At 60.1% G+C, this 25,704-nt stretch carries 26 protein-coding genes; 17 read left to right on the top strand and 9 right to left on the bottom strand.

All coding sequences use genetic code 11. The annotated features are described in order from the left end of the window. Positions 1-184 precede the first annotated feature (184 nt). The 4 genes from purE to AC1DKH_RS06040 all read left to right on the top strand — a co-directional run bounded on the left by purE (position 185) and on the right by AC1DKH_RS06040 (position 2,746). Entirely contained in the window at positions 185-676 is a 492-nt protein-coding gene (gene purE, locus AC1DKH_RS06055) for a 5-(carboxyamino)imidazole ribonucleotide mutase (protein WP_223455273.1), read from the top strand. Between the two features lie 11 nt (positions 677-687). Beyond that, positions 688-1,770, top strand: a complete 1,083-nt coding sequence (locus tag AC1DKH_RS06050) for a 5-(carboxyamino)imidazole ribonucleotide synthase (RefSeq protein WP_414929669.1) — start codon at positions 688-690, stop codon at positions 1,768-1,770. A 107-nt stretch (positions 1,771-1,877) separates the two neighbouring features. Further along, on the top strand, positions 1,878-2,123 hold the full coding sequence (locus AC1DKH_RS06045; protein ID WP_007928514.1) for a GlsB/YeaQ/YmgE family stress response membrane protein: 246 nt from the start codon (positions 1,878-1,880) through the stop codon (positions 2,121-2,123). A gap of 86 nt (positions 2,124-2,209) precedes the next feature. Next, positions 2,210-2,746: a DUF3299 domain-containing protein gene (locus AC1DKH_RS06040; RefSeq protein WP_477752244.1), complete on the top strand. Its 537-nt coding sequence runs from the start codon at positions 2,210-2,212 to the stop codon at positions 2,744-2,746. Positions 2,747-2,829: 83 nt separating this feature from the next. Here AC1DKH_RS06040 and AC1DKH_RS06035 read toward each other — a convergent pair whose 3' ends face one another. Together AC1DKH_RS06035 and AC1DKH_RS06030 are read right to left on the bottom strand one after the other, a co-directional pair. Further along, positions 2,830-3,729, bottom strand: a complete 900-nt coding sequence (locus AC1DKH_RS06035; RefSeq protein WP_477797717.1) for a D-hexose-6-phosphate mutarotase — start codon at positions 3,727-3,729, stop codon at positions 2,830-2,832. A gap of 57 nt (positions 3,730-3,786) precedes the next feature. Beyond that, the gene (locus AC1DKH_RS06030; protein ID WP_007942704.1) at positions 3,787-4,191 is read right to left on the bottom strand and encodes an acyl-CoA thioesterase; all 405 of its coding nucleotides are present in this window, start codon (positions 4,189-4,191) and stop codon (positions 3,787-3,789) included. Positions 4,192-4,554: 363 nt separating this feature from the next. Between AC1DKH_RS06030 and AC1DKH_RS06025 the strand changes: the two genes are divergently transcribed. From AC1DKH_RS06025 to AC1DKH_RS05990, 8 genes are all read left to right on the top strand, one after another. Next, on the top strand, positions 4,555-5,853 hold the full coding sequence (locus AC1DKH_RS06025) for an MFS transporter (protein ID WP_477797716.1): 1,299 nt from the start codon (positions 4,555-4,557) through the stop codon (positions 5,851-5,853). Positions 5,854-6,021: 168 nt separating this feature from the next. Further along, positions 6,022-7,023 (top strand): phosphate ABC transporter substrate-binding protein PstS, encoded by a 1,002-nt coding sequence (locus AC1DKH_RS06020; RefSeq protein WP_007992839.1) that lies wholly within the window; start codon positions 6,022-6,024, stop codon positions 7,021-7,023. 163 nt (positions 7,024-7,186) lie between these two features. After that, entirely contained in the window at positions 7,187-9,469 is a 2,283-nt protein-coding gene (locus AC1DKH_RS06015; protein WP_477797715.1) for an ABC transporter permease subunit, read from the top strand. Between the two features lie 15 nt (positions 9,470-9,484). After that, positions 9,485-11,155 carry a phosphate ABC transporter permease PstA gene (gene pstA / locus AC1DKH_RS06010; RefSeq protein WP_477797714.1) on the top strand — a complete coding sequence of 557 codons (1,671 nt, stop codon included), beginning with the start codon at positions 9,485-9,487 and terminating at the stop codon, positions 11,153-11,155. A gap of 163 nt (positions 11,156-11,318) precedes the next feature. Then, positions 11,319-12,152, top strand: coding sequence for a phosphate ABC transporter ATP-binding protein PstB (gene pstB, locus AC1DKH_RS06005; protein WP_477752248.1), 834 nt, complete (start codon positions 11,319-11,321; stop codon positions 12,150-12,152). A 111-nt stretch (positions 12,153-12,263) separates the two neighbouring features. Then, positions 12,264-13,025, top strand: a complete 762-nt coding sequence (gene phoU, locus AC1DKH_RS06000; protein ID WP_046038908.1) for a phosphate signaling complex protein PhoU — start codon at positions 12,264-12,266, stop codon at positions 13,023-13,025. A gap of 167 nt (positions 13,026-13,192) precedes the next feature. Beyond that, complete coding sequence (locus tag AC1DKH_RS05995; RefSeq protein ID WP_477797713.1) at positions 13,193-14,095, top strand: response regulator; 903 nt, start codon at positions 13,193-13,195, stop codon at positions 14,093-14,095. A 181-nt stretch (positions 14,096-14,276) separates the two neighbouring features. Next, a complete protein-coding gene (locus AC1DKH_RS05990) occupies positions 14,277-15,173 on the top strand; it encodes a peptidoglycan DD-metalloendopeptidase family protein (protein WP_477797712.1) in 897 nt (298 codons plus the stop codon). Positions 15,174-15,288: 115 nt separating this feature from the next. On the opposite strand, the gene AC1DKH_RS05985 is transcribed toward AC1DKH_RS05990, so the two are convergent. From AC1DKH_RS05985 to phoB, 3 genes are all read right to left on the bottom strand, one after another. After that, positions 15,289-16,629, bottom strand: a complete 1,341-nt coding sequence (locus AC1DKH_RS05985; RefSeq protein ID WP_477797711.1) for a hemolysin family protein — start codon at positions 16,627-16,629, stop codon at positions 15,289-15,291. Between the two features lie 123 nt (positions 16,630-16,752). Continuing rightward, positions 16,753-18,039 (bottom strand): phosphate regulon sensor histidine kinase PhoR, encoded by a 1,287-nt coding sequence (gene phoR / locus AC1DKH_RS05980; protein ID WP_477797792.1) that lies wholly within the window; start codon positions 18,037-18,039, stop codon positions 16,753-16,755. A gap of 75 nt (positions 18,040-18,114) precedes the next feature. Then, a complete protein-coding gene (gene phoB / locus AC1DKH_RS05975; RefSeq protein WP_003229608.1) occupies positions 18,115-18,804 on the bottom strand; it encodes a phosphate regulon transcriptional regulator PhoB in 690 nt (229 codons plus the stop codon). Between the two features lie 153 nt (positions 18,805-18,957). Between phoB and AC1DKH_RS05970 the strand changes: the two genes are divergently transcribed. Next, the gene (locus AC1DKH_RS05970) at positions 18,958-19,341 is read left to right on the top strand and encodes a COG4315 family predicted lipoprotein (protein WP_477797710.1); all 384 of its coding nucleotides are present in this window, start codon (positions 18,958-18,960) and stop codon (positions 19,339-19,341) included. Between the two features lie 78 nt (positions 19,342-19,419). On the opposite strand, the gene ubiA is transcribed toward AC1DKH_RS05970, so the two are convergent. Together ubiA and AC1DKH_RS05960 are read right to left on the bottom strand one after the other, a co-directional pair. Beyond that, the gene (gene ubiA, locus AC1DKH_RS05965; protein WP_477797709.1) at positions 19,420-20,310 is read right to left on the bottom strand and encodes a 4-hydroxybenzoate octaprenyltransferase; all 891 of its coding nucleotides are present in this window, start codon (positions 20,308-20,310) and stop codon (positions 19,420-19,422) included. Next, positions 20,310-20,873, bottom strand: coding sequence for a chorismate--pyruvate lyase family protein (locus tag AC1DKH_RS05960; RefSeq protein WP_046038922.1), 564 nt, complete (start codon positions 20,871-20,873; stop codon positions 20,310-20,312). Before AC1DKH_RS05960 ends, ubiA begins: the two co-directional genes overlap by 1 nt. A 200-nt stretch (positions 20,874-21,073) precedes the next feature. Between AC1DKH_RS05960 and AC1DKH_RS05955 the strand changes: the two genes are divergently transcribed. The 3 genes from AC1DKH_RS05955 (at position 21,074) to AC1DKH_RS05945 (ending at position 22,881) form a co-directional block, all read left to right on the top strand. Then, positions 21,074-21,244, top strand: coding sequence for a rubredoxin (locus tag AC1DKH_RS05955; protein WP_007995385.1), 171 nt, complete (start codon positions 21,074-21,076; stop codon positions 21,242-21,244). A gap of 18 nt (positions 21,245-21,262) precedes the next feature. Beyond that, entirely contained in the window at positions 21,263-22,411 is a 1,149-nt protein-coding gene (locus AC1DKH_RS05950) for an NAD(P)/FAD-dependent oxidoreductase (RefSeq protein WP_477797708.1), read from the top strand. Positions 22,412-22,605: 194 nt separating this feature from the next. Next, positions 22,606-22,881 (top strand): HU family DNA-binding protein, encoded by a 276-nt coding sequence (locus AC1DKH_RS05945; RefSeq protein ID WP_003195589.1) that lies wholly within the window; start codon positions 22,606-22,608, stop codon positions 22,879-22,881. A gap of 89 nt (positions 22,882-22,970) precedes the next feature. On the opposite strand, the gene AC1DKH_RS05940 is transcribed toward AC1DKH_RS05945, so the two are convergent. Beyond that, complete coding sequence (locus AC1DKH_RS05940; RefSeq protein ID WP_477797707.1) at positions 22,971-23,363, bottom strand: DUF6124 family protein; 393 nt, start codon at positions 23,361-23,363, stop codon at positions 22,971-22,973. Between the two features lie 387 nt (positions 23,364-23,750). Between AC1DKH_RS05940 and AC1DKH_RS05935 the strand changes: the two genes are divergently transcribed. Beyond that, positions 23,751-24,134, top strand: a complete 384-nt coding sequence (locus AC1DKH_RS05935) for a helicase (RefSeq protein WP_477797706.1) — start codon at positions 23,751-23,753, stop codon at positions 24,132-24,134. Positions 24,135-24,231: 97 nt separating this feature from the next. Here AC1DKH_RS05935 and AC1DKH_RS05930 read toward each other — a convergent pair whose 3' ends face one another. Then, a complete protein-coding gene (locus AC1DKH_RS05930; protein WP_477752258.1) occupies positions 24,232-25,632 on the bottom strand; it encodes an aminoacyl-tRNA deacylase and HDOD domain-containing protein in 1,401 nt (466 codons plus the stop codon). Positions 25,633-25,704 lie beyond the last annotated feature (72 nt).

The following is a 25,704-nucleotide window of genomic DNA, read 5'->3' as shown; positions in this document are numbered from 1 at the left end:
TACGTGTTTTTCGAGCGCATGACAGATGGTCGCCACAGGGGCTGTTTATCCGCTTCTTTGAGGTATACTGCGCGGCCTTCGGCCGGTTACGACCGGCCATAATTCGTACAATCAAGCCACGCATCCTGCGTGGCTTGTTGTTTTTTGACGCGCCTGCGGGCGCCCAGAGAGAAGAGGCACGACGATGAGTGCACTGGTTGGCGTGATCATGGGCTCCAAGTCCGATTGGTCCACCCTTAGCCACACCGCCGATATGCTGGAAAAGCTCGGCATACCCTACGAGGTGAAAGTGGTTTCTGCCCACCGCACCCCGGACCTGCTGTTTCAGTACGCTGAAGAAGCCGAGGCGCGTGGCATCGAGGTGATCATCGCCGGTGCCGGTGGCGCGGCCCACTTGCCAGGCATGTGTGCGGCCAAGACCCACTTGCCGGTGCTGGGCGTACCCGTGCAGTCCGCTATGCTTTCGGGCGTTGATTCGCTGCTCTCCATTGTGCAGATGCCAGCAGGCATTCCGGTTGCCACTCTGGCCATCGGCAAGGCGGGTGCGATCAACGCAGCGCTGTTGTCGGCGAGTATCCTGGGCGCCAAGCACCCGCAGTTCCATACGGTGCTGAAAACCTTCCGTGCTGAGCAGACAGACAGCGTCCTGGACAATCCAGACCCACGCATCGCCTGAGGTTGTTGACGATGAAGATTGGTGTAATCGGTGGCGGCCAACTGGGCCGCATGTTGGCGCTGGCGGGCACTCCGCTGGGCATGAACTTCGCTTTTCTGGACCCTGCGCCGGATGCCTGCGCAGCCGCGTTGGGCGAACACCTTCGAGCCGATTACGGCGATCAGGATCACCTGCGTCAGCTGGCCGATGAAGTCGATCTGGTGACCTTCGAGTTCGAAAGCGTTCCGGCCGAGACCGTGGCTTTTCTCTCGCAATTCGTCCCGGTCTACCCGAGTGCTGAAGCCCTTCGCATCGCCCGCGATCGCTGGTTCGAGAAGAGCATGTTCAAGGATCTGGGGATTCCTACCCCGGCGTTCGCCGACATCCAGTCCCAGGCCGACCTGGACGCTGCCGTGGCTTCCATCGGTCTGCCGGCAGTGCTGAAAACCCGTACTTTGGGTTACGACGGCAAGGGACAGAAAGTCCTGCGCACCCCTGAGGATGTGGTCGGCACCTTCGCCGAACTGGGCAGCGTGGCCTGTCTGCTGGAAGGCTTCGTGCCGTTCACCGGTGAAGTCTCGCTGATCGCCGTGCGCGCCCGCGACGGCGAAACCCGCTTCTATCCGCTGGTACACAACACCCACGAAAGCGGCATCCTCAAGCTGTCCGTGGCCAGCACCGATCACCCGTTGCAAGCCCTGGCCGAAGACTACTCCAGCCGTGTGCTCAAGCAGCTGGATTACGTCGGCGTGATGGCGTTCGAGTTCTTTGAAGTCGACGGTGGCCTCAAGGCCAACGAAATTGCCCCCCGGGTGCACAACTCAGGGCACTGGACCACCGAAGGCGCCGAGTGCAGCCAGTTTGAAAACCACCTGCGGGCCGTTGCCGGTCTGCCGTTGGGTTCGACGGCCAAGGTCGGCGAAAGCGCGATGCTCAACTTCATTGGCAAAGTGCCGGACACCGAGAAGGTCGTGGCCATCGCCGATTGCCATCTGCATCACTACGGCAAGGCCTTCAAGGTCGGCCGCAAGGTCGGTCACGCCAACTTGCGTTGTGCGGATCGCGAAACGCTGACCGCGCAGATCCTCAAGGTCGAAGCGCTGATCGCCGAATAGTTTCATGTGGCAGCGGCGGAACCATTCAGGGACCGCCGTTCTCTCATGGCAGGATGCCAAAGTCTGACTAGGCTTTCGCATAGCCACTTCATTCAGAGGGAAATGCCATGGGAATCATCGGAACCATCTTTATCGGCTTGATTGTCGGCCTGCTGGCACGGTTCCTGAAACCGGGTGATGACAGCATGGGCTGGATCATGACCATCCTGCTCGGTATTGGCGGTTCGCTGGCGGCGACTTACGGCGGTCAAGCCCTGGGCATCTATCAGGCTGGCCAAGGAGCAGGCTTCATCGGTGCGCTGGTGGGCGCCGTTGTGCTGCTGGTGATCTACGGGCTGGTCAAAAAGAACTGATCCAGGCGACAAGCCCTCTCCGCCAAACTGGCCGGGAGGGCTAGAATGCTCGGCGTTTCCTGTTCTTCCCTTTACCGAGCACCTTCATGCGCCGTCTTTTACTGACTCTTGTTTTACTGGGTTCGGGCTTTGCCCATGCTGGCGAATTGCCAGAAACCGACTGGCTCGAATTGATGCCCAAGTCGGATCAGAAGGCCCTCGAGGCCATGCCTGAAATCGACCACAACTCCCCTGAAGCCAATGGCACTTTCACCGACAAGGGTGGGATGAAGCAGGCCAAAGGCTTGCCGGCGGTGATGTACTCGACAAAGACCGTTGCGTCGATGAACGACAAGAACATCCGCATTGGCGGTTACCCCGTGCCGCTGGAGTCCGACGCCAAGGGCCGCAGTACGCTGTTCTTCCTGGTGCCGTATCCGGGCGCGTGCATCCATGTGCCACCGCCGCCACCCAACCAACTGGTGCTGGTGCGCTATCCAAAGGGCCTGAAGCTGAACGATATCTACACGCCGCTGTGGGTCACCGGCACGCTGAAAGTCGAGAAGGTCAGCAATGACCTGGCCGATGCGGCGTATGCGCTGGATGCGCAGAAGGTCAGAGTAGTGAAAGAGTCGGATCTGTAATCAAGTAGACAAAAAGATCGCAGCCTTCGGCAGCTCCTACACCGATCTCTGTAGGAGCTGCCGAAGGCTGCGATCTTTTGATCTTAAAGCGGTTTGCTACCGATGCTGACACCCAAGGTGTGGCTCGCGCCCGCTGCGAGCGTCACCACATCGCCCATTACGTTCGCCGTCTCGATGCACAGCATGCGTTGCCAGCCGTCATCGGCCATGTCACTGAACGCAGCGGCGCGGTCGATCCACGGGTTCCAGATCACCGCCGTACGCGAGCCGGTGCTGGTCAGCATGATGCGCCGTTCCCAGGCTGGATCGACGATGCTCAACTGCGGTGGTGCATCGAGATAGATGCGATCGGTCTCGCCGGTAAAACGCAGATCACCGGACTGTTGCTTGGTTTTCCAGTCTTCCAGGGTTTCGATGTAGCTCAAGCCATCCACACCTTCGACATGCACCTCGCGCACATCGCTGACGGCAAAATAACTGTGCAACGCCTGGCTGATGCTGACGGTTTCGGCGCCCCGGTTGTGGCTGGTCAGCTGGATGTGCAATTGCTCGTCGAGGCGAATGCTCAACGTCAAATCCACCTGGTGCGGCCAGCCGGGAAAGCCGCCTTCGGGGTAGGGCAGGAGGAATTCGACCTTCAGGCCTTCGCCTTCGGCTTCTATGCCGCCCAGCTCCCAATCCATCGCTCGCACGAAGCCATGAGCCGACGGCGCTTCATTGCTGGTGTGCATCGCCTGAACGCTTTGCGGGTTGCGCGCAAAGTTGCCGAACCACGGCCAGCACACCGGCACGCCGGCACGGATGCTCTTGCCGGTCTTGAACACGGCCTCGTCGTTGAGCCAGATCAGCGGCGGCTGGCCAGCCAGTTGATAGCTGAGGATGTGTGCGCCTTGCTGGGCCACCAGTAATTCGGCCTGACCGTGGCGGATGCGCCAGCAGTTCAGTTCATCCAGTTTTACGGCTTCAACATTGGGCGTGCTCATGGGACAGCTCTCGATCAGTAAAGTGGACGACTATCGACCGCAAAACGGTTGCCAGGTTTAGCGAGCCCGAGGCGGAACCGAACGGGTGCGACCGCTGCCGTCGATGGCAACGAACACAAACACCGCTTCGGTTACTTTACGCCACTCGCTGGACAGCGGATCGTCGCTCCAGACCTCGACCATCATCTTGATCGAGCTGCGACCGATTTCCAGGGCCTGGGTATAAAAGGAGAGCTGCGCGCCCACCGCCACCGGAACCAGAAAGGCCATGCGGTCGATCGCGACGGTGGCAACGCGTCCGCCAGCGACCTTGCTGGCCATCGCGGTGCCTGCCAAATCCATCTGCGCCACCAGCCAGCCGCCGAAAATATCGCCAAAGCCGTTGGTTTCGCGAGGGAGCGCGGTGATTTGCAGGGCCAGGTCGCCTTGCGGGATCGGATCTTCTTGTTCGAGCTCTATCATGCCGGGGGTGCCTCTGACCCGTGACTCTTCGTTGGTATTGCTGGTGGTAGCCGTCTTCGGGAAAAACGATTCAGCACCGAACATACTACGTTCGTCACGTTTTCCATAAGGCGCCTAAAGGGAAACTCTGCGAAATCGCCTATGAACCTGACAGGCGTTTTCGCACAGCAACCCCTCAAAAACCGGAGCAAGGTTTGAGTATATCGGTCGGTAGACTCCGCGACGACCGTCCGGTTCTCATTTTGACTGTCAAAAACGCACCTCTATGTGCTTTTTCGAACAATTTGCTATCGTGCCGGACCTGCCCAAACCTCAGCCAGCGTTGTTGAGGTTGCAGATCCGACTATAAGAGAAGCCCTTGCCATGACCACAGCGCCCTCGAGCATCGCGCAGCCAGAGCAACCCGCACGCCCGCTGACCCGCAACGACTACAAGACTCTATCGCTGTCTGCCCTGGGCGGCGCGCTGGAGTTCTACGACTTCATCATCTTCGTGTTCTTCGCCACGGTGGTGGGCAAGCTGTTCTTCCCGGCGGACATGCCCGAGTGGCTACGCCTGATGCAGACATTCGGCATCTTTGCCGCCGGCTACCTGGCACGGCCGCTGGGCGGCATCGTGATGGCGCACTTCGGCGACCTGCTGGGCCGCAAGAAAATGTTCACCTTGAGCATTTTCATGATGGCCGTGCCGACCTTGATCATGGGTTTGTTGCCGACCTATGCGCAGATCGGCATGTGGGCGCCGATCCTGTTGCTGTTGATGCGGGTGATCCAGGGCGCCGCCATTGGCGGTGAAGTGCCGGGGGCGTGGGTCTTCGTTTCCGAACACGTTCCGCAGCGGTATGTCGGCTACGCCTGTGGCACCCTGACCAGCGGCCTGACGGCGGGCATCTTGCTCGGCTCGCTGGTCGCCACGGCGATCAACAGCCTCTATACCCCGGTGGAAGTGTCGGATTACGCCTGGCGGATTCCGTTCCTGCTGGGTGGCGTGTTTGGTCTGTTCTCGGTGTACCTGCGTCGCTGGTTGCACGAAACCCCGGTGTTCGCCGAGCTGCAACAGCGCAAGGCCCTGGCCGAAGAAGTGCCGCTGCGGGCGGTGCTGCGTGACCATCGTGGCGCCATCGCGATTTCGATGCTGCTGACCTGGCTGCTGTCTGCCGCCATCGTGGTGTTGATCCTGATGACCCCGACTGTGTTGCAGACGGTCTATCACTTTTCGCCAACTACGTCCCTGCAGGCGAACAGCGTGGCGATCGTGTTCCTGAGTTTTGGTTGCATCATTGCCGGCGCACTGGCCGATCGCTTCGGTGCGGGACGAGTCTTTGTGATCGGCTGCAGCGCGTTGCTGGCGAGTTCCTGGACCTTCTACCACAGCCTGGCCGATCATCCCGACTGGCTGTTCCCGATGTATGCCGTGACCGGTCTGCTGGTCGGCACCATCGGCGCGGTGCCGTATGTGATGGTCAAGGCGTTCCCGCCGGTGGTGCGTTTCAGTGGTCTGTCGTTCTCCTACAACGTTGCCTACGCGATTTTCGGCGGCTTGACGCCGATGATCGTCAGCCTGTTGCTCAAGGAGAGTGCGATGGGACCTGCTTATTATGTGGCGGTGCTGTGTGGGGTGGGGATTCTGGTAGGTGCATATCTCTGGAAGAAGGGCCGCTGACAGCGAACGATCACAGCACTCCTCGCATCTACAGTTACAACTGAAAGGCCAGCCTTCTTAGCGGAGTGCTGGCCTTTCATCCAATTGTCATATTTCAGCCATAGAGTGTTCACACGGCCTGCTGATACTTGGCCCCGAATAACACACCCTATCTGCTAGGAGTAAGGCATGAAACTGAAGCGTTTGATGGCGGCAATGACTTTTGTCGCTGCTGGCGTTGCGACTGCCAACGCGGTTGCCGCTGTTGACCCTGCTATCCCGAGCTACACCAAGACCACTGGTGTGTCGGGCAACCTGTCCAGCGTTGGTTCCGACACTCTGGCCAACCTCATGACCCTCTGGGCCGAGAACTACAAAAAAGAATACCCGAACGTAAACATCCAGATTCAGGCCGCTGGCTCCGCCACTGCGCCACCTGCGCTGACTGAAGGCACCTCCAACCTGGGCCCGATGAGCCGCAAGATGAAGGACACCGAACTGGCTGCCTTCGAGCAGAAGTACGGCTACAAGCCAACCGCTATCCCGGTTGCCGTGGACGCCCTGGCTGTATTCGTACACAAGGACAACCCGATCCAGCACCTGACCATGGAGCAGGTCGACGCGATCTTCTCGTCCACTCGTCTGTGCGGCGCCAAGACCGAAGTCAAGACCTGGGGTGACCTGGGCGTGACTGGCGACCTGGCCAACAAGCCGGTTCAACTGTTCGGCCGTAACTCGGTATCCGGCACTTATGGCTACTTCAAAGAAGAAGCCCTGTGCAAAGGCGACTACAAGCCAAACGTGAACGAACAACCAGGTTCGGCTTCGGTCGTTCAGTCGATCAGCTCCTCGCTGAACGGCATCGGTTACTCGGGCATCGGCTACAAGACTGCTAGCGTGAAAACCGTTGCACTGTCCAAGAAGGGCAGCACCGAGTTCATCGAAGACACCGAAGAAAACGCCCTGAACGGCAAGTACCCGCTGTCCCGCTTCCTGTACGTTTACGTCAACAAAGCTCCGAACAAGCCTCTGGCCCCGCTGGAAGCCGAGTTCGTGAAACTGGTTCTGTCGAAACAGGGTCAGGAAGTTGTAGTGAAAGACGGTTACATCCCACTGCCGGCCAAAGTAGCTGCCAAAGCTCTGGCTGACCTGGGTCTGGCGGAAGGCGGCGCTGAAGTCGCAAAAAAGTAACAAATTGAGTCTAGAGTGAACCCCTCTGGACTCACATGGGGGTGGCAGGAGCCGCCCCCATACACCTCTAATTCTCTATCCGCTGCTGGTTACCGCCAGCGGCGGATTTGTTGCGTCACTGCACTGTCATCTTTCTGTCATACAGGATCGCTAGGGTGTGCGAATGAATGATCTGGCCAATTCCAACATGACTACTAATCCCCCCAAGCGAATTGATTTCAATACGCCTGAGCTACAACGCAAGCGCCGCATTCGCGCGCTCAAAGATCGCCTGACCCGCTGGTACGTCCTCGTTGGCGGCCTCGCTGTGCTGGGCGCGATCACCTTGATCTTCTTCTTCCTTGCCTACGTCGTCGCGCCCCTGTTCCAGGGTGCCAGCCTGACCGCCAAGGACGCCATCACGCCAGCCTGGATGCAAGACGCCGGCAAGCCGCTGATGATCTCCCTGGAAGAACAGAACCAGGTTGCGATGCGGGTTTCTGACAAGGGCCAGGCATTGTTCTTCGACATCGACAGTGGCGCCGAACTCAAGCGCGTCGATTTGTCGATCCCGGCCGGCACTACCGTGACCTCCATCGGAGAAGACCAGCCAGGTCATCCGCTGGTGGCGGTGGGCCTATCCAACGGCCAGGCACTGGTGTTCCGCCACACCTATAAAGTCAGCTACCCGGAAGGCAAGAAAACCATCACCCCGGCCATCGAGTACCCGTATGGCGAAGCGCCAATCGCGGTGAACGAAGCCGGCGGTGCGCTGGAGCACGTCAGCCTCAACGCCAACGACTCGACCCTGATGCTGGTTGGCGCCACCGGTTCACAACTCAATGTTCTGTCGCTGACCAGCGAAGAGAACATGATGACCGGCGAAGTCACCAACGAGCAGAAGCGCATCGAACTGCCGCAGATGAACGAGCCGGTGAAGAACATCTTCGTCGACCCGCGTCAACAGTGGTTGTACGTGATCAACGGGCGTGCCCAGGCCGACGTGTTCAGCCTGCGCGACAAGAGCCTCAACGGTCGCTACAAACTGGTGGAAAACGGCGAAACCGAAGTCACCGCCAGCACCCAGCTGGTGGGCGGTATCTCGCTGATCATCGGTGACTCCAAAGGTGGCCTGGCCCAGTGGTTCATGGCTCGCGACCCCGATGGCGAACAACGCCTGAAGCAGATCCGCACCTTCCAGATGGGCACCACGCCTATCGTTGAAATCACTGCCGAAGAACGCCGCAAGGGCTTCGTTGCCCTCGACGCTTCCGGCAAGCTCGGCGTGTTCCACAGCACCGCCCACCGCACCTTGCTGGTGGAACCGGTCGCTGAAGGCCAAGGCGTTTTCGGTCTGTCGCCTCGCGCCAACCGCGTGATCGTGGAAGCCAGCGGCAAGTTGCACCCGCTGCTGCTCGACAACCCGCACCCGGAAGTCTCGTGGAGCGCACTGTGGAGCAAGGTCTGGTACGAGAACTACGACGAGCCTAAATACGTCTGGCAATCGACCGCCGCCAACACCGACTTCGAACCCAAGCTGAGCCTGTCGCCGCTGACCTTCGGTACCTTGAAAGCCGCGTTCTACGCCATGCTGCTGGCCGCTCCACTGGCCGTTGCCGCTGCGATCTATACCGCCTACTTCATGGCCCCGGGCATGCGCCGCAAGGTCAAGCCGGTGATCGAGCTGATGGAAGCGATGCCGACGGTGATCCTCGGTTTCTTCGCCGGTCTGTTCCTCGCGCCCTATGTGGAAGGGCATTTGCCCGGCATCTTCAGCCTGCTGATGTTGCTGCCGATCGGCATTCTGGTCGCCGGTTTCACCTTCAGCCGCCTGCCTGAGTCGATCCGCCTGAAAGTCCCGGATGGCTGGGAAAGTGCGCTGCTGATTCCGGTGATCCTGTTTGTGGGCTGGCTGTCGCTGTACATGAGCCCGTTCATGGAGAACTGGTTCTTCGGCGGTGACATGCGCATGTGGATCTCCCACGACCTGGGCATCACCTACGACCAGCGCAACGCCCTGGTAGTCGGTCTGGCCATGGGCTTCGCGGTCATCCCGAACATCTACTCCATCGCCGAAGACGCCGTGTTCAGCGTGCCTCGCGGCCTGACCCTGGGCTCCCTGGCCCTCGGTGCCACGCCGTGGCAGACCATGACGCGCGTGGTGATCCTCACCGCCAGCCCGGGCATCTTCTCGGCGCTGATGATCGGCATGGGCCGTGCCGTCGGTGAAACCATGATCGTGTTGATGGCCACCGGTAACACCCCGGTCATGGAAATGAACCTGTTCGAAGGCCTGCGCACCCTGGCAGCCAACGTCGCGGTGGAAATGCCCGAATCGGAAGTCGGCGGCAGCCACTACCGCGTGCTGTTCCTCTCGGCGCTGGTGCTGCTGTTGTTCACCTTCGTCATGAACACCCTCGCGGAACTGATTCGTCAGCGTCTGCGCAAGAAATACTCGTCGCTTTAAGAAAGGTAGAAGTCTGTGAAACAGAACTCCCTGAAAGGATGGTTCAAGAGCGGCGCTCCCGGCGTCTGGATCAGCGGTGGCGCAGTGTCCATCGCGGTCATCATGACCATTGGCCTGCTGGCCGTGATTGCCGTGCGTGGCCTGGGTCACTTCTGGCCGGCGGATCTGATCCACGCCAGCTACGACGTACCGGGCCAGGGCCAACACCTGGTCATTGGCGAAGTGGTGCAGAAAGAAGAAGTGCCACGCGCCCGCCTGAAGAGCGCCGGCCTGCCGGTGCCTGACGAAGGCCCGGAGTTCATGACCCGCGAGCTGATCAAGGTCGGCAACCGTGACCTGAACGGCAACGACTTCACCTGGATCGTCGGCGAGTGGCTGACCAACCAGACGACGCCGCCGGAGCTGATGGCCATCGAGCGTCGTGAGTGGGGCAACTTCTACGGTTACTTGGTCAACGTCAAACAGGATGGCAAGGTTGTCGCTGAGGGCGAAGCCGCATGGCCTGAGTTGCAGGCCCGTGTCGACCGCGTCAACAAGCTGGCTGCACAGCTCAAGAACCTGGAAAAAACCGACATCGGCGCGATCAACGCCGGTCTCGAGCGCATCCGTTTGCACGGTCGCAAGCTTGAACTGGATGGCAAACTCGACGCCACTGCACAAGCGGACATGGAATCGGAGCGCGCCGAACTCAATGCTCGCTATCAGGATGTTGAAGCGCGCCTGAGCGACCTGCATGCGCAGTTCAACCGCGACAGCCTGACCGCCCGCGATGCGAACGGTAAGGAAATCGAAATCGGCATCGGCAAAGTGGTTCACGCCTATCAGCCGAACGCCATGAGCACGACCACCAAGATCGGTTTCTACTTCAGCAAGGTCTGGGAGTTCCTGAGCGACGACCCGCGTGAAGCGAACACCGAAGGCGGGATCTTCCCGGCCATCTTCGGCACCGTGATGATGACCCTGATCATGGCGATGATCGTGACCCCGTTCGGCGTGCTGGCGGCGGTGTACCTGCGTGAATACGCCAAGCAGAACGCGCTGACCCGGGTGATCCGCATCGCGGTGAACAACCTGGCAGGTGTTCCGGCCATCGTTTACGGCGTGTTCGGCCTGGGCTTCTTCGTCTATGTGCTGGGTGGCTCGCTCGACCGTCTGTTCTTCCCGGAAGCCTTGCCGGCACCAACCTTCGGCACACCGGGTCTGCTCTGGGCCTCGTTGACCCTGGCGCTGCTGGCGGTGCCGGTGGTGATCGTGGCCACCGAAGAAGGCCTGGCGCGGATTCCTCGCACCGTGCGTGAAGGCTCGTTGGCCCTCGGCGCGACCAAGGCGGAAACCTTGTGGAAGATCGTGCTGCCGATGGCCAGCCCGGCGATGATGACCGGCATGATCCTCGCCGTGGCCCGCGCCGCGGGTGAAGTGGCGCCGCTGATGCTGGTAGGTGTGGTGAAACTGGCGCCGTCGCTGCCGGTGGACGGTAACTACCCGTACCTGCACCTGGACCAGAAGATCATGCACTTGGGCTTCCACATCTATGACGTCGGCTTCCAGAGCCCGAACGTCGAAGCCGCGCGGCCACTGGTGTACGCCACGGCGCTGCTGCTGGTGCTGGTGATCGCCACGTTGAACCTGTCGGCGGTGTACATCCGTAACCACCTGCGCGAGAAGTACAAGGCGCTGGACAGCTGATAACCCTGTAGGAGCGAGCTTGCTCGCGAAGAAGGTACATCCGACACATTTTTTGTGTCTGAACGACCATCGCGAGCAAGCTCGCTCCTACAGAAAGAATTGTGTAACCGCAGGCCAAGGCCGGCGGAAAACGAACCGAATTTGTTAGCACAGGGAGCCTCCCATGCAGCACGAAGCACATACCCACGGCATCAACATGTCGGCGCTGGGTCGCGACAAGCAGAGCCTGAACCTCGAGCAGGAAACCGTAGCCATCGAAGTGCCGGGCCTGAGCCTGTTCTACGGCGACAAACAAGCGCTGTACGACGTCAGCATGAACATCCCGAAACAGCGCGTGACCGCCTTCATCGGCCCGTCCGGCTGTGGCAAGTCCACGCTGCTGCGTACCTTCAACCGCATGAACGACCTGGTTGACGGCTGCCGTGTCGATGGCGCGATCAACCTGTACGGCAGCAACATCTACCGCAAGGGCGAAGACGTGGCCGAGCTGCGTCGTCGCGTCGGCATGGTGTTCCAGAAGCCCAACCCGTTCCCGAAAACCATCTACGAAAACGTGGTTTACGGCCTGCGCATCCAGGGCATCAACAAGAAGCGCGTCCTCGACGAAGCCGTTGAGTGGGCGTTGAAAGGCGCGGCACTGTGGGACGAGGTCAAGGACCGTCTGCACGAATCGGCACTGGGCCTGTCCGGTGGTCAGCAGCAACGTCTGGTGATCGCCCGCACCATCGCCGTGGAGCCGGAAGTGCTGCTGCTCGACGAACCATGCTCGGCACTCGACCCGATCTCCACGCTGAAAGTCGAAGAGCTGATCTACGAACTGAAATCCAAGTTCACCATCGTGATCGTGACCCACAACATGCAACAGGCGGCGCGGGTGTCCGACTACACAGCGTTCATGTACATGGGCAAGCTGGTCGAGTTTGGCGACACCGATACGCTGTTCACCAATCCGGCGAAGAAGCAGACCGAAGACTACATCACCGGTCGCTACGGCTAGCAGTAGCCACAAGCCGCACGCTTCAAGCGGCAAGTAAGAGCGGTTCGGGTACGACACACATCAGCTTGCAGCTTGTAGCTTGCAGCTCACAGCTTTTGCGGAGCAGACAACATGATTTCTAAGGAAGGCCTTACACACCACATCTCCCAGCAGTTCAACGCCGAACTGGAGGAAGTGCGCAGCCACCTCCTGGCCATGGGCGGGCTGGTCGAGAAACAGGTCAACGACGCGGTGACCGCGCTGATCGAGGCCGACTCCGGCCTGGCCCAGCAGGTGCGCGAGATCGACGACCAGATCAACCAGATGGAGCGAAACATCGACGAGGAATGCCTGCGCATTCTGGCTCGTCGTCAGCCGGCGGCTTCCGACCTGCGCCTGATCATCAGCATTTCCAAGTCGGTGATCGATCTGGAGCGCATCGGTGACGAAGCGACCAAGATCGCCCGTCGCGCCATCCAGCTGTGCGAAGAAGGCGAAGCTCCGCGTGGTTATGTGGAAGTGCGCCACATCGGTGACCAGGTACGCAACATGGTCCGCGATGCACTGGACGCCTTTGCCCGTTTCGACGCCGAGCTGGCCTTGTCGGTGGCGCAGTACGACAAGATCATCGACCGCGAATACAAGACTGCCCTGCGTGAGCTGGCCACCTACATGATGGAAGATCCGCGTTCCATTTCGCGGGTTCTGAGCATTATCTGGGTGCTGCGTTCGCTGGAGCGTATCGGCGACCACGCGCGCAATATCTCGGAGCTGGTGATCTACCTGGTACGCGGCACCGACGTGCGGCACCTGGGGCTCAAGCGCATGAAGGAAGAAGTTGAAGGAACCAGTGGCGAAAGCGCTAATGTTCCGGGCAAAACTGACGATAAGTAAGGTTGCCCAAGTAAAGCGCCCGGCCTTTTGGCCGGGCGTTTTTGTTTGCGCTTCACGAATTCGAAAAGCAGCACCCGCGAACGAAAAGTCCGGCGTGACTGAAGGTTTTTGGCGATGTGCCATCAGCAGGGCGGTATGCTGGCCGGGATTTTTTAAAGGGGTGGTGGATGAGTAAGGTCAGTGTGTTGGTCGTGGACGACGCGTCGTTCATTCGTGACTTGGTGAAAAAGTGCCTGCGCAATTATTTCCCGGGCATGCGGATCGAAGACGCGATCAACGGCAGAAAGGCCCAGGCCATGCTGGCCAAGGAAGCCTTCGACCTGGTCCTGTGCGACTGGGAAATGCCGGAAATGTCTGGCCTTGAGCTGCTGACCTGGTGCCGCGAGCAAGACAACCTCAAAGCCATGCCCTTCGTGATGGTGACCAGCCGTGGCGACAAGGAGAACGTCGTCCAGGCGATCCAGGCCGGAGTTTCCGGTTACGTCAGCAAGCCGTTTACCAACGAGCAATTGATCACCAAGGTCAAGCAGGCGCTGCACAAGGTCGGCAAACTCGATGCCTTGATCAACGTAGCCGCGACCAAAACGAGTCCGGCATTCGGTAACGACTCCCTCGCCGCCTTGACCGGTGGCAAGGCGCCCGTCGCCATGGCAACGGCCGCACCCGCACCGTCCAAAGGCTTGCTCAACAGCCCGCCGGTCAAGGCGCCTGCGGCCTCTTCGGCACCCACCAGCGGCCGTAGTCAGGGCCAGTTGCGCTTGCCGAACGGCATCGCGCAATGCGTGATCAAGGCCTTGAGCCTCAAGGAAGCCCTGTTGGTGGTCAAGCGTACCGAGACCCTGCCGCAGATCCTCGACAGCGCCGTGCTGGACCTGGAGCAGGGCGACAATGCCGAAATCGCCCGCCTCAACGGCTATCTGCACGCCGTCGTGGCCCACGAACCGAAGCCCGACAGCGACTGGTTGCAACTGACCTTCCGCTTTGTCGACCAGGATGCGCAGAAGCTCGATTACATCTCGCGCCTGATTGCGCGGGGTACGGCGCAGAAGCACTTCATTCCTGGCGCGTGATCTTCGTCGCTTGTGAAAGATCGCAGCCTTCGGCAGCTCCTACAGGTTTATGTGTACACCTGTAGGAGCTGCCGAAGGCTGCGATCTTTTGATCTTGTCTCTTTGAAACAACTGTCGACTACTCGGGTCCATTGCAGCTGCTAGGCTCAATCCCAGGCCTCACTCGACAGAATCCTTGCTCATGTTCACGCGCCTGCTGTTTTTATGTGGCCTGTTCATGGTCGCCACCTCGGCCATGGCCATGACCATCTACAAGTCCAAAGACGCTTATGGCGTGGTTTCCTACAGCGACCGCCCCAGCAAAGGCGCCCACGTGTTCGTTTTTCGCGATGGCATGGTCGAGCACCTTGAGCGTCAGGTGCGCCTCGTCGTCATGAAGAAAAATGGTGTGCACAGCGTTTACGTGCGCAATGACCTGTATGCGCCAGTAGAGGTCGAATTGAGTTTCGCCGGGGTGAAGAACGCCAGCGGTGTGCCGGGCGGGACGATTCGTCGCGTGATACCGCTACGCAGCAGCGTTCGCCTGGCGCGGCTTACGGCGACTAAAGGTGGGAGGCCCCTCGCGTACGTCCCGAAGTTCAAATACTCCCTGGGCGACCCCTCAGGGCCCACGGTGGGCTATCGGTACCCGTTGCCCTGGCGTGGCGGACCGTTCCGGATCAGTCAGGGCGCCAATGGCCCCTATAGCCACTTCGGCCCCAAGAGTCGTTACGCCATAGACATCGCGATGCCGGAGGGTACGCCGATCATCGCCGCGCGGGGCGGCGTGGTGGTGAAAACCGAAAATCGCCAGAGCGGGCGCGGCACCGATGCATCCGGCAATTTCGTGCGGGTGTTGCACGATGACGGGACCATGGGCGTTTACCTGCACCTGAAGAAAGGCTCGGTCTGCGTTCGGGAAGGTCAGCGGGTACAGGTGGGCAGCGCCTTGGCGCTGTCGGGCAACACCGGCAACAGCACCGGGCCGCATTTGCACTTCGTGGTGCAGCGCAATACCGGGCTGGGGCTGGTATCGATTCCATACCAGTTCAACCAGCCGGTGGGTGCGTTGCCCAACTTTGCGTTGGGCAAGCAGTGAAGCCTTGAAACAAAAGATCGCAGCCTTCGGCAGCTCCTACAGTGTCATGTGTACACCCTGTAGGAGCTGCCGAAGGCTGCGATCTTTTGGGATCAATGCGGTTTAACGAATCGCATCAATCCAGCATCAACACCTTGGCCAGAACGATCTTCGGCCCTTTCATCTTCTTGATGATGATCCGCAGGCCTTCGACTTCCAGCACTTCTTCCTCTTCCGGAACGCGCTTGAGGCTCTCATAGACCAGTCCGGCAAGGGTTTCGGCTTCGACGTGGTCGAGGTCGATGCCCAGCAGTCGTTCAACCTTGAACAGCGGCGTATCGCCCCGCACCAGCAGTTTGCCCGGCTGATACGCGAGGATCCCGCGTTCGGCCTTGCGGTGTTCGTCCTGGATGTCGCCCACCAGCACTTCCAGCACGTCTTCCATGGTCAGGTAGCCGATGATGTTGCCGTCGGCCTCTTCGACCACAGCGAAGTGCGAGCCGCCCTTGCGGAACTGCTCCAGCAGCTGCGACAGCGGCATGTGCCGCGATACACGCTCCAGCGGGCGGGTCAGTTCGGCCAGGTTGAACGACTCGGGAATGTGGTCCAGCGCCGCCAGTTCCAGCAGCAGATCCTTGATGTGCAGCAGGCCGACGAACTCCTGGCGCTCGCTGTCGTACACCGGGTAGCGGCTGAATTTGTGGCGACGGAACAACGCCAGGATTTCCTTGAGCGGTGCATTGAACTCCAGGGTGACCAGGTCTTCCCGGGAGTTGGCCCAGTCGACCACTTCCAGTTCGCCCATCTCCACCGCCGAGGCCAATACACGCATGCCTTGGTCGCTCGGGTCCTGGCCACGGCTGGAGTGCAGGATCAGTTTCAGTTCTTCACGGCTGTAGTGATGCTCGTGATGCGGGCCGGGTTCACCTTGCCCTGCAATGCGCAGGATGGTGTTGGCGCTGGCGTTGAGCAGGTAGATGGCCGGGTACATGGTCCAGTAGAACAGGTACAGCGGCACGGCGGTCCACAGCGACAGCAATTCGGGCTTGCGGATCGCCCAGGATTTCGGGGCCAGTTCGCCGACCACGATGTGCAGGTAGGAAATGATGAAGAACGCGGTGAAGAACGATACCGCCTTGACGATTTCGGCCGAATCGACTCCGACCGCGCTCAACACCGGCTCAAGAATGTGGGCAAACGCAGGTTCACCGACCCAACCCAGGCCCAGGGAGGCGAGGGTGATACCCAATTGGCAGGCAGACAGGTAAGCATCGAGTTGACTGTGCACGGTGCGCAGGATGTGCCCGCGCCAGCCGTTTTTGTCAGCGATGGCCTCGACTCGGGTCGAGCGTAGCTTGACCATGGCAAATTCCGCCGCAACGAAAAAACCGTTGAGCAAAACCAGGATCAGAGCAAAAAGAATCATGCCGAAGTCGGCGAAAATTGTAGCGAGGGTCAAGCCAGGGGAAGGGTCCATGATGGAGTTTTGCGGGTTCCGTATATTCAAGAGAGAAGAAAAAACCGCGTCTGAAAGGCAGGCGCAAGTCAGCCAATGTAGCGGCTGACTTGGCGGTTGCCTAGTGGCGCGTGCTGGCCGGTATCAATCGGCGGTGCTGATAACCCGTGATTTGGTGACCTGAGCCGGGGCAAAGTGGCAGGTAAAGGTGCTGCCGTGGCCCGGTACACTGCCGATTTCCATCCGTGCCCGATGACGTAACAAAACGTGTTTGACGATTGCCAGCCCCAGGCCCGTGCCGCCGGTGTTGGAGTTGCGGCTGGAGTCGACGCGATAGAAGCGTTCGGTCAGGCGCGGCAGGTGTTTGGCATCGATGCCGATCCCGGAGTCCTGCACACTCAGGTGCGCTCCCTGGTCATCGCCCCACCAGCGAATTCGGATATTGCCTTCGGCCGGGGTGTATTTCACCGCGTTGAACACCAGGTTGGAAAACGCACTGCGCAACTCAGCCTCGCTGCCCTTGAGCAGAATCGTCGGGTCGGCTTCCAGGATGATTTTCTGGTTTTTCTGGCCGGACAACTGCTGCGCATCGCTCTTGATCGATTGCAGCAAGCCGTCGATCGGCACCGGCTGGTTGTCCGACGGATAATCGGTGGCTTCCAGCTTGGCCAGCAACAACAGGTCGTTGAGCAAGGTCTGCATGCGTCCGCCTTGTTGCTGCATCTGCTGCAAGGCACGGCTCCAGCGCGGGTTCACTTCGTCGACGTTATCGAGCAAGGTTTCCAGGTAGCCGCAGATCACCGTCAACGGTGTGCGCAGTTCATGGGAAACGTTGGCGATGAAGTCTTTGCGCATTTGCTCCAGCTGATGGATACGCGTCACATCGCGCACCAGCATCAAGTGCTCATTGTTACCGTAACGGGTGATGTACAGCTGAATGCGCACGCGGTCGTTGGTCGGCGAAGGAATTTCCAGCGGCTCGGCGTAGCTGTCTTGCTCGAAGTATTCCTTGAAGCGCGGATGGCGCACCAGGTTGGTCACCGGCTGGCCGCTATCCTGCGGGGTCTTGAGGCCCAGCAGGGTTTCGGCGGCGCGGTTCCACCATTCCAGGTTGCCGTCGGTGTCGAGCATGATCACTGCATCTTTCAGCGCGGCGGTGGATTCCTGAACCCGGTCGATCACCGCTTGCAGGCGTCCGCGTACCCGTTGGTCGCGGCGTTGCAGGTGGTAGATGCTGTCGAACACCTCGCCCCACAGGCCGTAGCCGTCAGGTGGCGCTTCATCGGGTTTGTGCAGGCGCAGCCACTCGTGCAGACGCAGCAATTGCTTGAGGGTCCAGGCCAGGTAAAGACCCAGGCCTGCGGCGAGGCTCCAGCCGTAATAGCCGGTGACCAGGCCGATCACCAGGCAGGCGGTGACCAGCAGCAGCATGTGGCGAATCAGGGTGCCATGCCAGTTTTGGTTCACGAAAAAAATACGTCCTTGAAAGTGGAACCGCTGCGATCATCAGGCCTTGGTCGAGAACCGGTAGCCAGTGCCGCGCACGGTTTGTACCAGATTTTCGTAAGCATCGCCGAGGGCTTTGCGCAGGCGTCGAATGTGCACGTCAACCGTACGCTCTTCGACGTAGACGTTGCCACCCCAGACCTGATCCAGCAACTGGCCACGCGTGTAGGCGCGCTCCTGGTGGGTCATGAAGAATTGCAGCAGGCGGTATTCGGTCGGGCCCATCTCGGCGGGACGGCCATCGATGGTCACGCGGTGGCTGATCGGGTCCAGCAGCAGGCCGCCGACTTCGATCGGTGCCTCGCCATCGGTCGGACCGGCACGGCGCAGCACGGCCTTCAGGCGCGCCACCAGCTCACGTGGGGAAAACGGCTTGGTGATGTAGTCGTCGGCGCCGACTTCCAGGCCCTGAATCTTGTTGTCCTCTTCACCCTTGGCGGTGAGCATGATGATCGGGATGTCCCCGGTCAGTTCATCGCGCTTGAGGCGACGGGCCAGTTCGATACCGGACGTGCCGGGCAGCATCCAGTCGAGCAGGATCAGGTCCGGTTTGCGGTCGACGATAATGGCGTGGGCCTGCTGGGAGTTTTCAGCCTCCAGGCAGTCATAGCCGGCCATTTCCAATGCCACGGCGATCATTTCGCGAATAGGCGCTTCGTCGTCGACGATCAGAATGCTCCTGCCAACCATGCCCTTAATCCTCTTGTCATTTAACTGTCTTGCGCCGCATTAGATAACGGAATTATTGCAGTCGTGTGACAGTATTTTAGTCGGCCGGCGATTGGCTGGATCCTGGGCTAAGCTCTAAGTCCGAACCCTGACAACCACAAAAGGAAGGTTTCCATGAACTACATTGCTCAATCCTGGAAGGCTTTGCTGGTCACTGCTGCGTTAACGCTGCCGACACTGGCCTTTGCCGCCGACCCGGCGATGATGAAAGACGGCATGATGGTCGACCATAAGGGCATGACGGTCTACACGTATGACAAGGACGCGGGCGGCAAGTCGATGTGCAACGACCAGTGCGCCAAATACTGGCCGCCAATGATGGCGCCGGCGGGTGCCAAGGCCGAAGGTAAATGGACAGTCATCAAGCGTGACGATGGCAAGATGCAATGGGCCTATGGCGGCAAGCCGCTGTACTACTACGAGGACGACAAAAAACCCGGAGACATGACGGGTGACAAGAAAAAAGACGTCTGGCACGTCGTTCACGAGCATATGTAACGGTTGTAGCCTGTCGCACCAGATCGCTGCCTTCGTTGCTCTGCAGGAGCTGCTGAAGGCGGCGATCTTTTTGATGCTTCAACGCAGCGCGTAATCCAGCACAATCCCGACGAAAATCGCCAAACCCGCCCAGTGATTGTGCAAAAACGCCTTGAAGCAGCGCATCCGGTCTTTGCTTCGGGTGTACCAGAACTCCCACGCAAAACAGCCCGCCGCCGTCAGCAAGCCGAGATGGAACCAGCCACCGAGCTCGAACTTCGACCCGGCCAGCAACAGGCAGCCCAGCGCCAAGCCTTGCAAGCTCAGGATGATCACCCGGTCTGCATCGCCGAATAGAATCGCCGTGGATTTCACGCCGATCTTCAGGTCGTCATCGCGGTCAGTCATCGCGTAATACGTGTCGTAACCCACCGTCCACATCAGGTTGGCGATCCACAGCAGCCACGCAACAGCCGGCAGTTCACCGGTTTCTGCAGTGAACGCCATCGGCATGCCCCAGGAAAACGCCGCGCCCAGCACCACTTGCGGGTAATAGGTGTAGCGCTTCATGAACGGGTAACTGAACGCCAGCGCCAGGCCGCCCAACGACAGCCAGATCGTTGCGGCATTGGTGCACAACACCAGCAGGAAACTCACGCCCATCAGCAATGCGAAGAACACCAGCGCCTCTTTGGAGCTGATTTTGCCGCTCACCAGCGGCCGCTGTTCGGTACGCTTCACATGGCCATCGACCTTGCGGTCCGCCCAGTCGTTGATCACGCAGCCGCCGGCGCGGGTCAGCACCACGCCGAGGACGAAAATAACGATATTGGCCAGGGACGGCGAACCCTTGCCGGCAATCCACAGCGCCCACAGCGTCGGCCACAGCAGCAGGTAAATGCCGATCGGCTTGTCCATGCGGGTCAGCTGAATGAAGTCCCAGGCCCGAGGGTTCAAGCGGTTCAAGGACTTGAGCAGGCTTTGGTACATCAGCGGTTCTCCGATTGGGCGCAGGCGGCGTCCCACAGGGAAGGCAGGAATATTTCGGCCACCAAAACGCTCAAGGCACCGCGGTCGAAGCGCGAGCGGCGGCCCCACAGCTCAGGCGATTGCACCTCGGCGGGCAGCCACGCTTGCGGATAATGGCAAACCTCGATGGCCCGGCGCTGGAAGGCCTGATCGCAAAACAGCAATTCGCCCAGCGAGCGGCTGCCCAGTTCGTCCATGTGCAGGCCGTCGCCTTGCAATGCACTGCGTGACGCCACGCTGCGCGCAAACACCCACGCCTGGCCGTGACCGCGCAAATACACCTCGCGCACCCAGCCCTCACTGCCATCGGCCAGGTCCAGTGCTGCGCATTCGTCGGCACGCAGGGGTTGCCAGCCTTCGAACATCGGCGAGACGCTGAAGGCATCATTCGACAGATGAATCAGACGTCTGGTCAGCGAGCCTTCGTCGAACAGCCAGTCGAGGGTGGAGGCATCGGGGAGGGGCGCCAGTTCGCTGCGCGAGAGCCAGAGAGGAGCTGGAGAGGGGGATTCTGTGTGATGCACAATGAGTCATTATTGGCAGCAAATGAGGCGGCGAGCTTAACATGTCAGCCGCCGATATCGATTGAAATGGCCTGCCGTTGCGCCGAACAGGCTTGCATCCAGCGGCCCCGATCAGTACAAAACGCGCTGAGTTGGACGGCAGTGCTACAACCATCGACCGTCCGGCCGGCAAAACGCCTGAACCCTGAGGAAGTATCTGAATGAAAAAGTGGCAATGTATCGTCTGCGGCCTGATCTACAACGAAGCCGACGGTTGGCCGGATGACGGCATTGCGCCGGGCACTCGTTGGGAAGACGTGCCGGCAGACTGGCTGTGCCCGGACTGCGGTGTGGGCAAAATGGATTTTGAAATGATCGAAATCGCTGCCTGAATAATTGAGGAGTAAGGAATGAACGCACCTGTCGTCATCATTGGCACCGGCCTGGCTGGCTACAACGTGGCCCGCGAGTTTCGCAAACTCGATAGCGAAACCCCGCTGCTGCTGATTACCGCCGATGACGGACGCTCCTACTCAAAGCCGATGCTCTCCACCGGCTTCGGCAAAAACAAGGATGCCGATGGCCTGAGCATGGCCGAACCCGGCGCCATGGCCGAGCAGCTCAAGGCCGAAATACGCACCCACACGCGCATCAGCGGCATCGACCCGGGCCACAAGCGCCTGTGGATCGGTGAAGAAGCGGTGATCTACCGTGACCTGATCCTGGCCTGGGGCGCCGAAACCGTGCGCGTGCCCATTGAAGGCGACGCGGCGGATTGCGTATTCCCGATCAACGACCTGGAAGACTACGCACGCTTCCGTGCGGCGGCGGCCGGCAAGCGCCGCGTGCTGCTGCTCGGCGCGGGCCTGATCGGCTGTGAGTTCGCCAACGACCTGACCCTGGGCGGCTACGAAGTGCAACTGGTTGCTCCGTGCGAGCAAGTCATGCCGACCCTGTTGCACCCGGCGGCCGCGGCTGCCGTGCAGGCTGGCCTCGAAAGCCTCGGCGCGCGCTTCCACCTCGGGCCGGTGCTCAACCGCCTGCAGCGCGTGGCGGAAGGCCTGGAAGCGCACCTGTCCGATGGCCAGGTGATCCCGTGCGACGTGGTGGTCTCGGCCATTGGCCTGCGCCCACGGGTCGACCTCGCGGCAGCGGCCGGTTTACAGGTCAACCGCGGCGTCATGGTCGACCGGCACCTGAAAACCTCCCACGCCAACATCTACGCCCTGGGCGACTGCGCCGAGGTCGACGGGCTGAACCTGCTATACGTGATGCCCCTGATGAGCTGTGCGCGAGCGTTGGCGCAAACCCTCGCCGGCAATCCGACCGTCGTCACCTATGGCCCGATGCCGATCACCGTCAAAACCCCGGTCTGCCCGTTGGTGGTATCCCCGCCGCCACGGGGCGCAGAGGGCATCTGGACAGTCGAAGGGCAGGGCGCCGACATCAAGGTGTTATGCCGCGATGCCGCGGGCAAGCTGCTCGGTTACGCCCTCACCGGTGCCGCCGTGATGGAAAAACTGGCCCTGAACAAAGAGCTTCCGGCTCTGTTGGCGTAAATACCGGTCGTTCTGTCGGAATCACCCCCCTTTTGCCCTAACAATGGCCGCGCCGATACTGGCGCGGGGCCTCACTGCGTGCCATCCTCACTCCCGTCTGCCGCAGAGTAGAGCACCTGCGGCGCTTTTGGCGCTGCTCCGCAGAGAGCAGCACGGACATAACAACAACAAACCGTCAAAGGGGCTTCACTCACATGCGTAAACCAGACCTCGCTGCAGCCATTGCTGAAAAAGCAGACCTCACCAAAGAACAAGCCAACCGCGTTCTCAACGCCGTTCTTGAAGAAATCACCGGTGCCCTGCACCGCAAAGACAGCGTGACGCTGGTGGGCTTCGGTACCTTCCTGCAACGCCATCGCGGTGCCCGTACCGGCAAAAACCCGCAAACCGGCGAACCCGTCAAAATCAAGGCCAGCAACACCGTTGCGTTCAAGCCAGGCAAATCGTTGAAAGACAGCGTTAATCCGTAAGCCGTTTTCACCTCCCGCGCAGCGGGAGAGTGGAATAAAAAATGGGCACGCCAACCAGGGTTGGGTGCCCATTTTTTGTGGGTGGCGAATCAGCCGAGCCCGCTTTGTTGCTTGGCGAGAATCGCCGCCATTTGCGGCTCATCCAGATGATCCAGCACCCGCTCTACCAGCAAATGCGTCCCTTCAGCCATGCGACTGATCGCCAAGGCTACTGAGCGGCGCGAGCCGTCTACATCATCGGCCAGGTCAGCGGCGATGGCGCTGATGGACAGCAGATCTTCCGAGGCGTTGGCCAGGAGTGCTTCGGTGTTGATGTCCGGGCAGACACTGAAGAGTTGGCCGTTGCGTTTCGTTGGTGTTTGTTTTGGTGGGGCGAGATAGTGATCCTGGGCGCGTTCGGCGGCTTCGTGGAGTTTTTTGGAGTCGAGGGATTCGTAGGGGGATGTGGCTTTGTTTTCGGATGCGTCGGGTATCGGAGTCATTGGTGTAAATCCTTGGTTAAGAAGTTTGCTCCCGATTTCGGACTTGCACATCCGGTCGCCGTTTTTGGTGGTGACGATCAGAGGTTATCGATGAATTCAAAATTCGCCTGGTTCATGTATAGCGCAGCATTTTGAAGGAGGTTTCCGATAGGTTTGTAGGGTGGGGGGATCAAAAGATCGCAGCCTTCGGCAGCTCCTACAGAATGTGTTTCTTCAGGTACAGAAGTGGCGTGTGGAGTGGCCGGAGTGATGTGTTGATAATTGTGACTTGGTAGTCATCGTGCAGGTAATGGTAATGATCTTCTCCTAATGCAGCTGGATACTGGTGTTATCAGCTGAAGCCGTTAAACTGCTCCGGCCGTTCATTTTTCTCTTGAGGCTGTGCACATGAAATTTCGTTTTCTGCTGTGGATGCTGGGTTTGTTGATGGGTAAGGCCAGCCGGACCAGTCCGGCGTTTCAGCAGCAGTTGGGTGACAAGGACCTGGTGTTTCAGCTGCAGACCCTGGACGGGAAAGTGGCGCGGCATTTCCGCGTGAAGGACCAGCGCATCACCAGCCAATCGGGTGTGCATGCCGAGTCTGCGTTTGCGATTGCCTTTAAGGATGCTGCTTATGGCTTTGCCACGATGCAGGCGAAGAACAAGCAACTGGCGTTCATGACGGGGATTCAGGACAAGTCGATTCAGATCAAGGGCAACCCGGCGCTGGTGATCTGGTTCCAGGGGCTGACCAAGTATTTGAAGCCGAAGAAGGCCAAGCCCAAGGCTTGAGGTCTTTCAGGTAGACCGAGTGATATTCATCGCGAGCAGGCTCGCTCCCACAGGGCTCACCTGAATCCTGTGGGAGCGAGCCTGCTCGCGATGCTTTTCAGCCTTGGGTGAACTGCGAAGCCAGTTCGCGCAGCAGCATTTCGGCCTCGAGGACTTTGCTGACCACGTCGTTGGCTTTTTCGCGGCTCAGGCCAAGGCGTTCGAGCAGGGCGTCGGGGATGTCTTCGTCGGGGCCGGAGCCGATGCCACGGCTGCGCAGCAGGCGCACTGACAGGCAGACCAGGTTCGGGTACTCAGCGAAGTCGCCGTCGTAGTGTGGATCGTGCTGGAAGCGCAGGGCGGTAGCCAGTTCTTCAGGCATGTCCCAGTAGCGCATCAACCACGAGCCGATCTGTTCACGGCTGATGCCCAGCAGGTGTTGTTCCACAAAGCTGTGGCACAGGTGCGGGTTAACCTCCAGGTGGCGGCAGATCAGCGAGAAGTGCGGCGGGAACACGTGGGCCAGCAGCAGGTAGCCGAAGTTGTGCAGCAGGCCGGCCAGGTAGGTCAGGCCGGCTTCCGGGCGCTGGGCGCGCGGCATGGCGCGGGTCAGGCCTTCGATGACGGCGGCGGTGTAGATCGATTGCTGCCAGTACGGCGTGGAGTGTTGCGGGTGGTCCTTGGGCAGGCTCAGGGTTTTACCCAGGGCCAGGCCCAGCGCCAGATTGATCACCAGGTCGAAGCCCAGCACGCGCACGATGGCGTCTTCCACTGAACGGATCTTGCCCGGTGAGGCGTAATACGGCGATGCCGCCCAGCTCACGACTTGAGCGGCCAGCGCCGGGTCGGTTTCGACCACGCCGGTGATGTCGTCGATGGTGGCATTGGGGTCGACGCGCAGCTTGATGATTTTTTGCGCGGTTTCGGCCAGTGGCGGAATTTCGATGGTCGCTTCCAGACGCTGCTGGATGCGCCGCGCGGTGAACGCCTGGACGGCCTGGGTGATTTCCTCGCGGTCGTCATCGGGGCGGTCGAGGTTGGGACGGATGCTGGTCAGGTTTTCGCCGAAGTTGGCGGCGCTGGCTTTGGTCAGCATGGTCTTGAAGTCTTCGCTGGAGATTTCCAGCAGCACGCCCGGCTCACCGGAATTGACCAGCAGCTTCGGTTCACGCAGCAGGCTTTCTTCGTACAGGCACGGCGAACTGGTGAGCGCCGGCAGGCCGGGCAACAGGCTCAGGTTGTGTTTGCCGAGCATTTTTTCCAGGCGTTCGACGGGTACGGCAGTGAGGCGGCGACCGGTGAGTTCGGTCAGGCGATTGAGGTCGAGCAACTGGCTCTGCGGGAACAACACCATCAACGCACCGACGCTGTCATCCAGCAGAACGGCCTGCACTTTGCGCGCGGCATTGAGGCCGTGATGGTCCAGCACTTCTTCGTAGGCAATGGCCAACTTGCCCAGCATCAGCCGAATAACCGACGGAGCGTGCGGGGTGGCGGGTGCGAGGGCAACTTCGGTCATGGACTGTATCCGTTTCAAAACAATTGCAGGAGTATAACCAGCTTGCTCAAACCCATGGCCCGGAAACTGCGA

The sequence above is a fragment of the Pseudomonas sp. 05L36 genome, assembly GCF_056398125.1.
The sequence above is the reverse complement of the archived record's forward strand: the minus strand, read 5'-3'. Positions and strand labels throughout refer to the sequence as shown.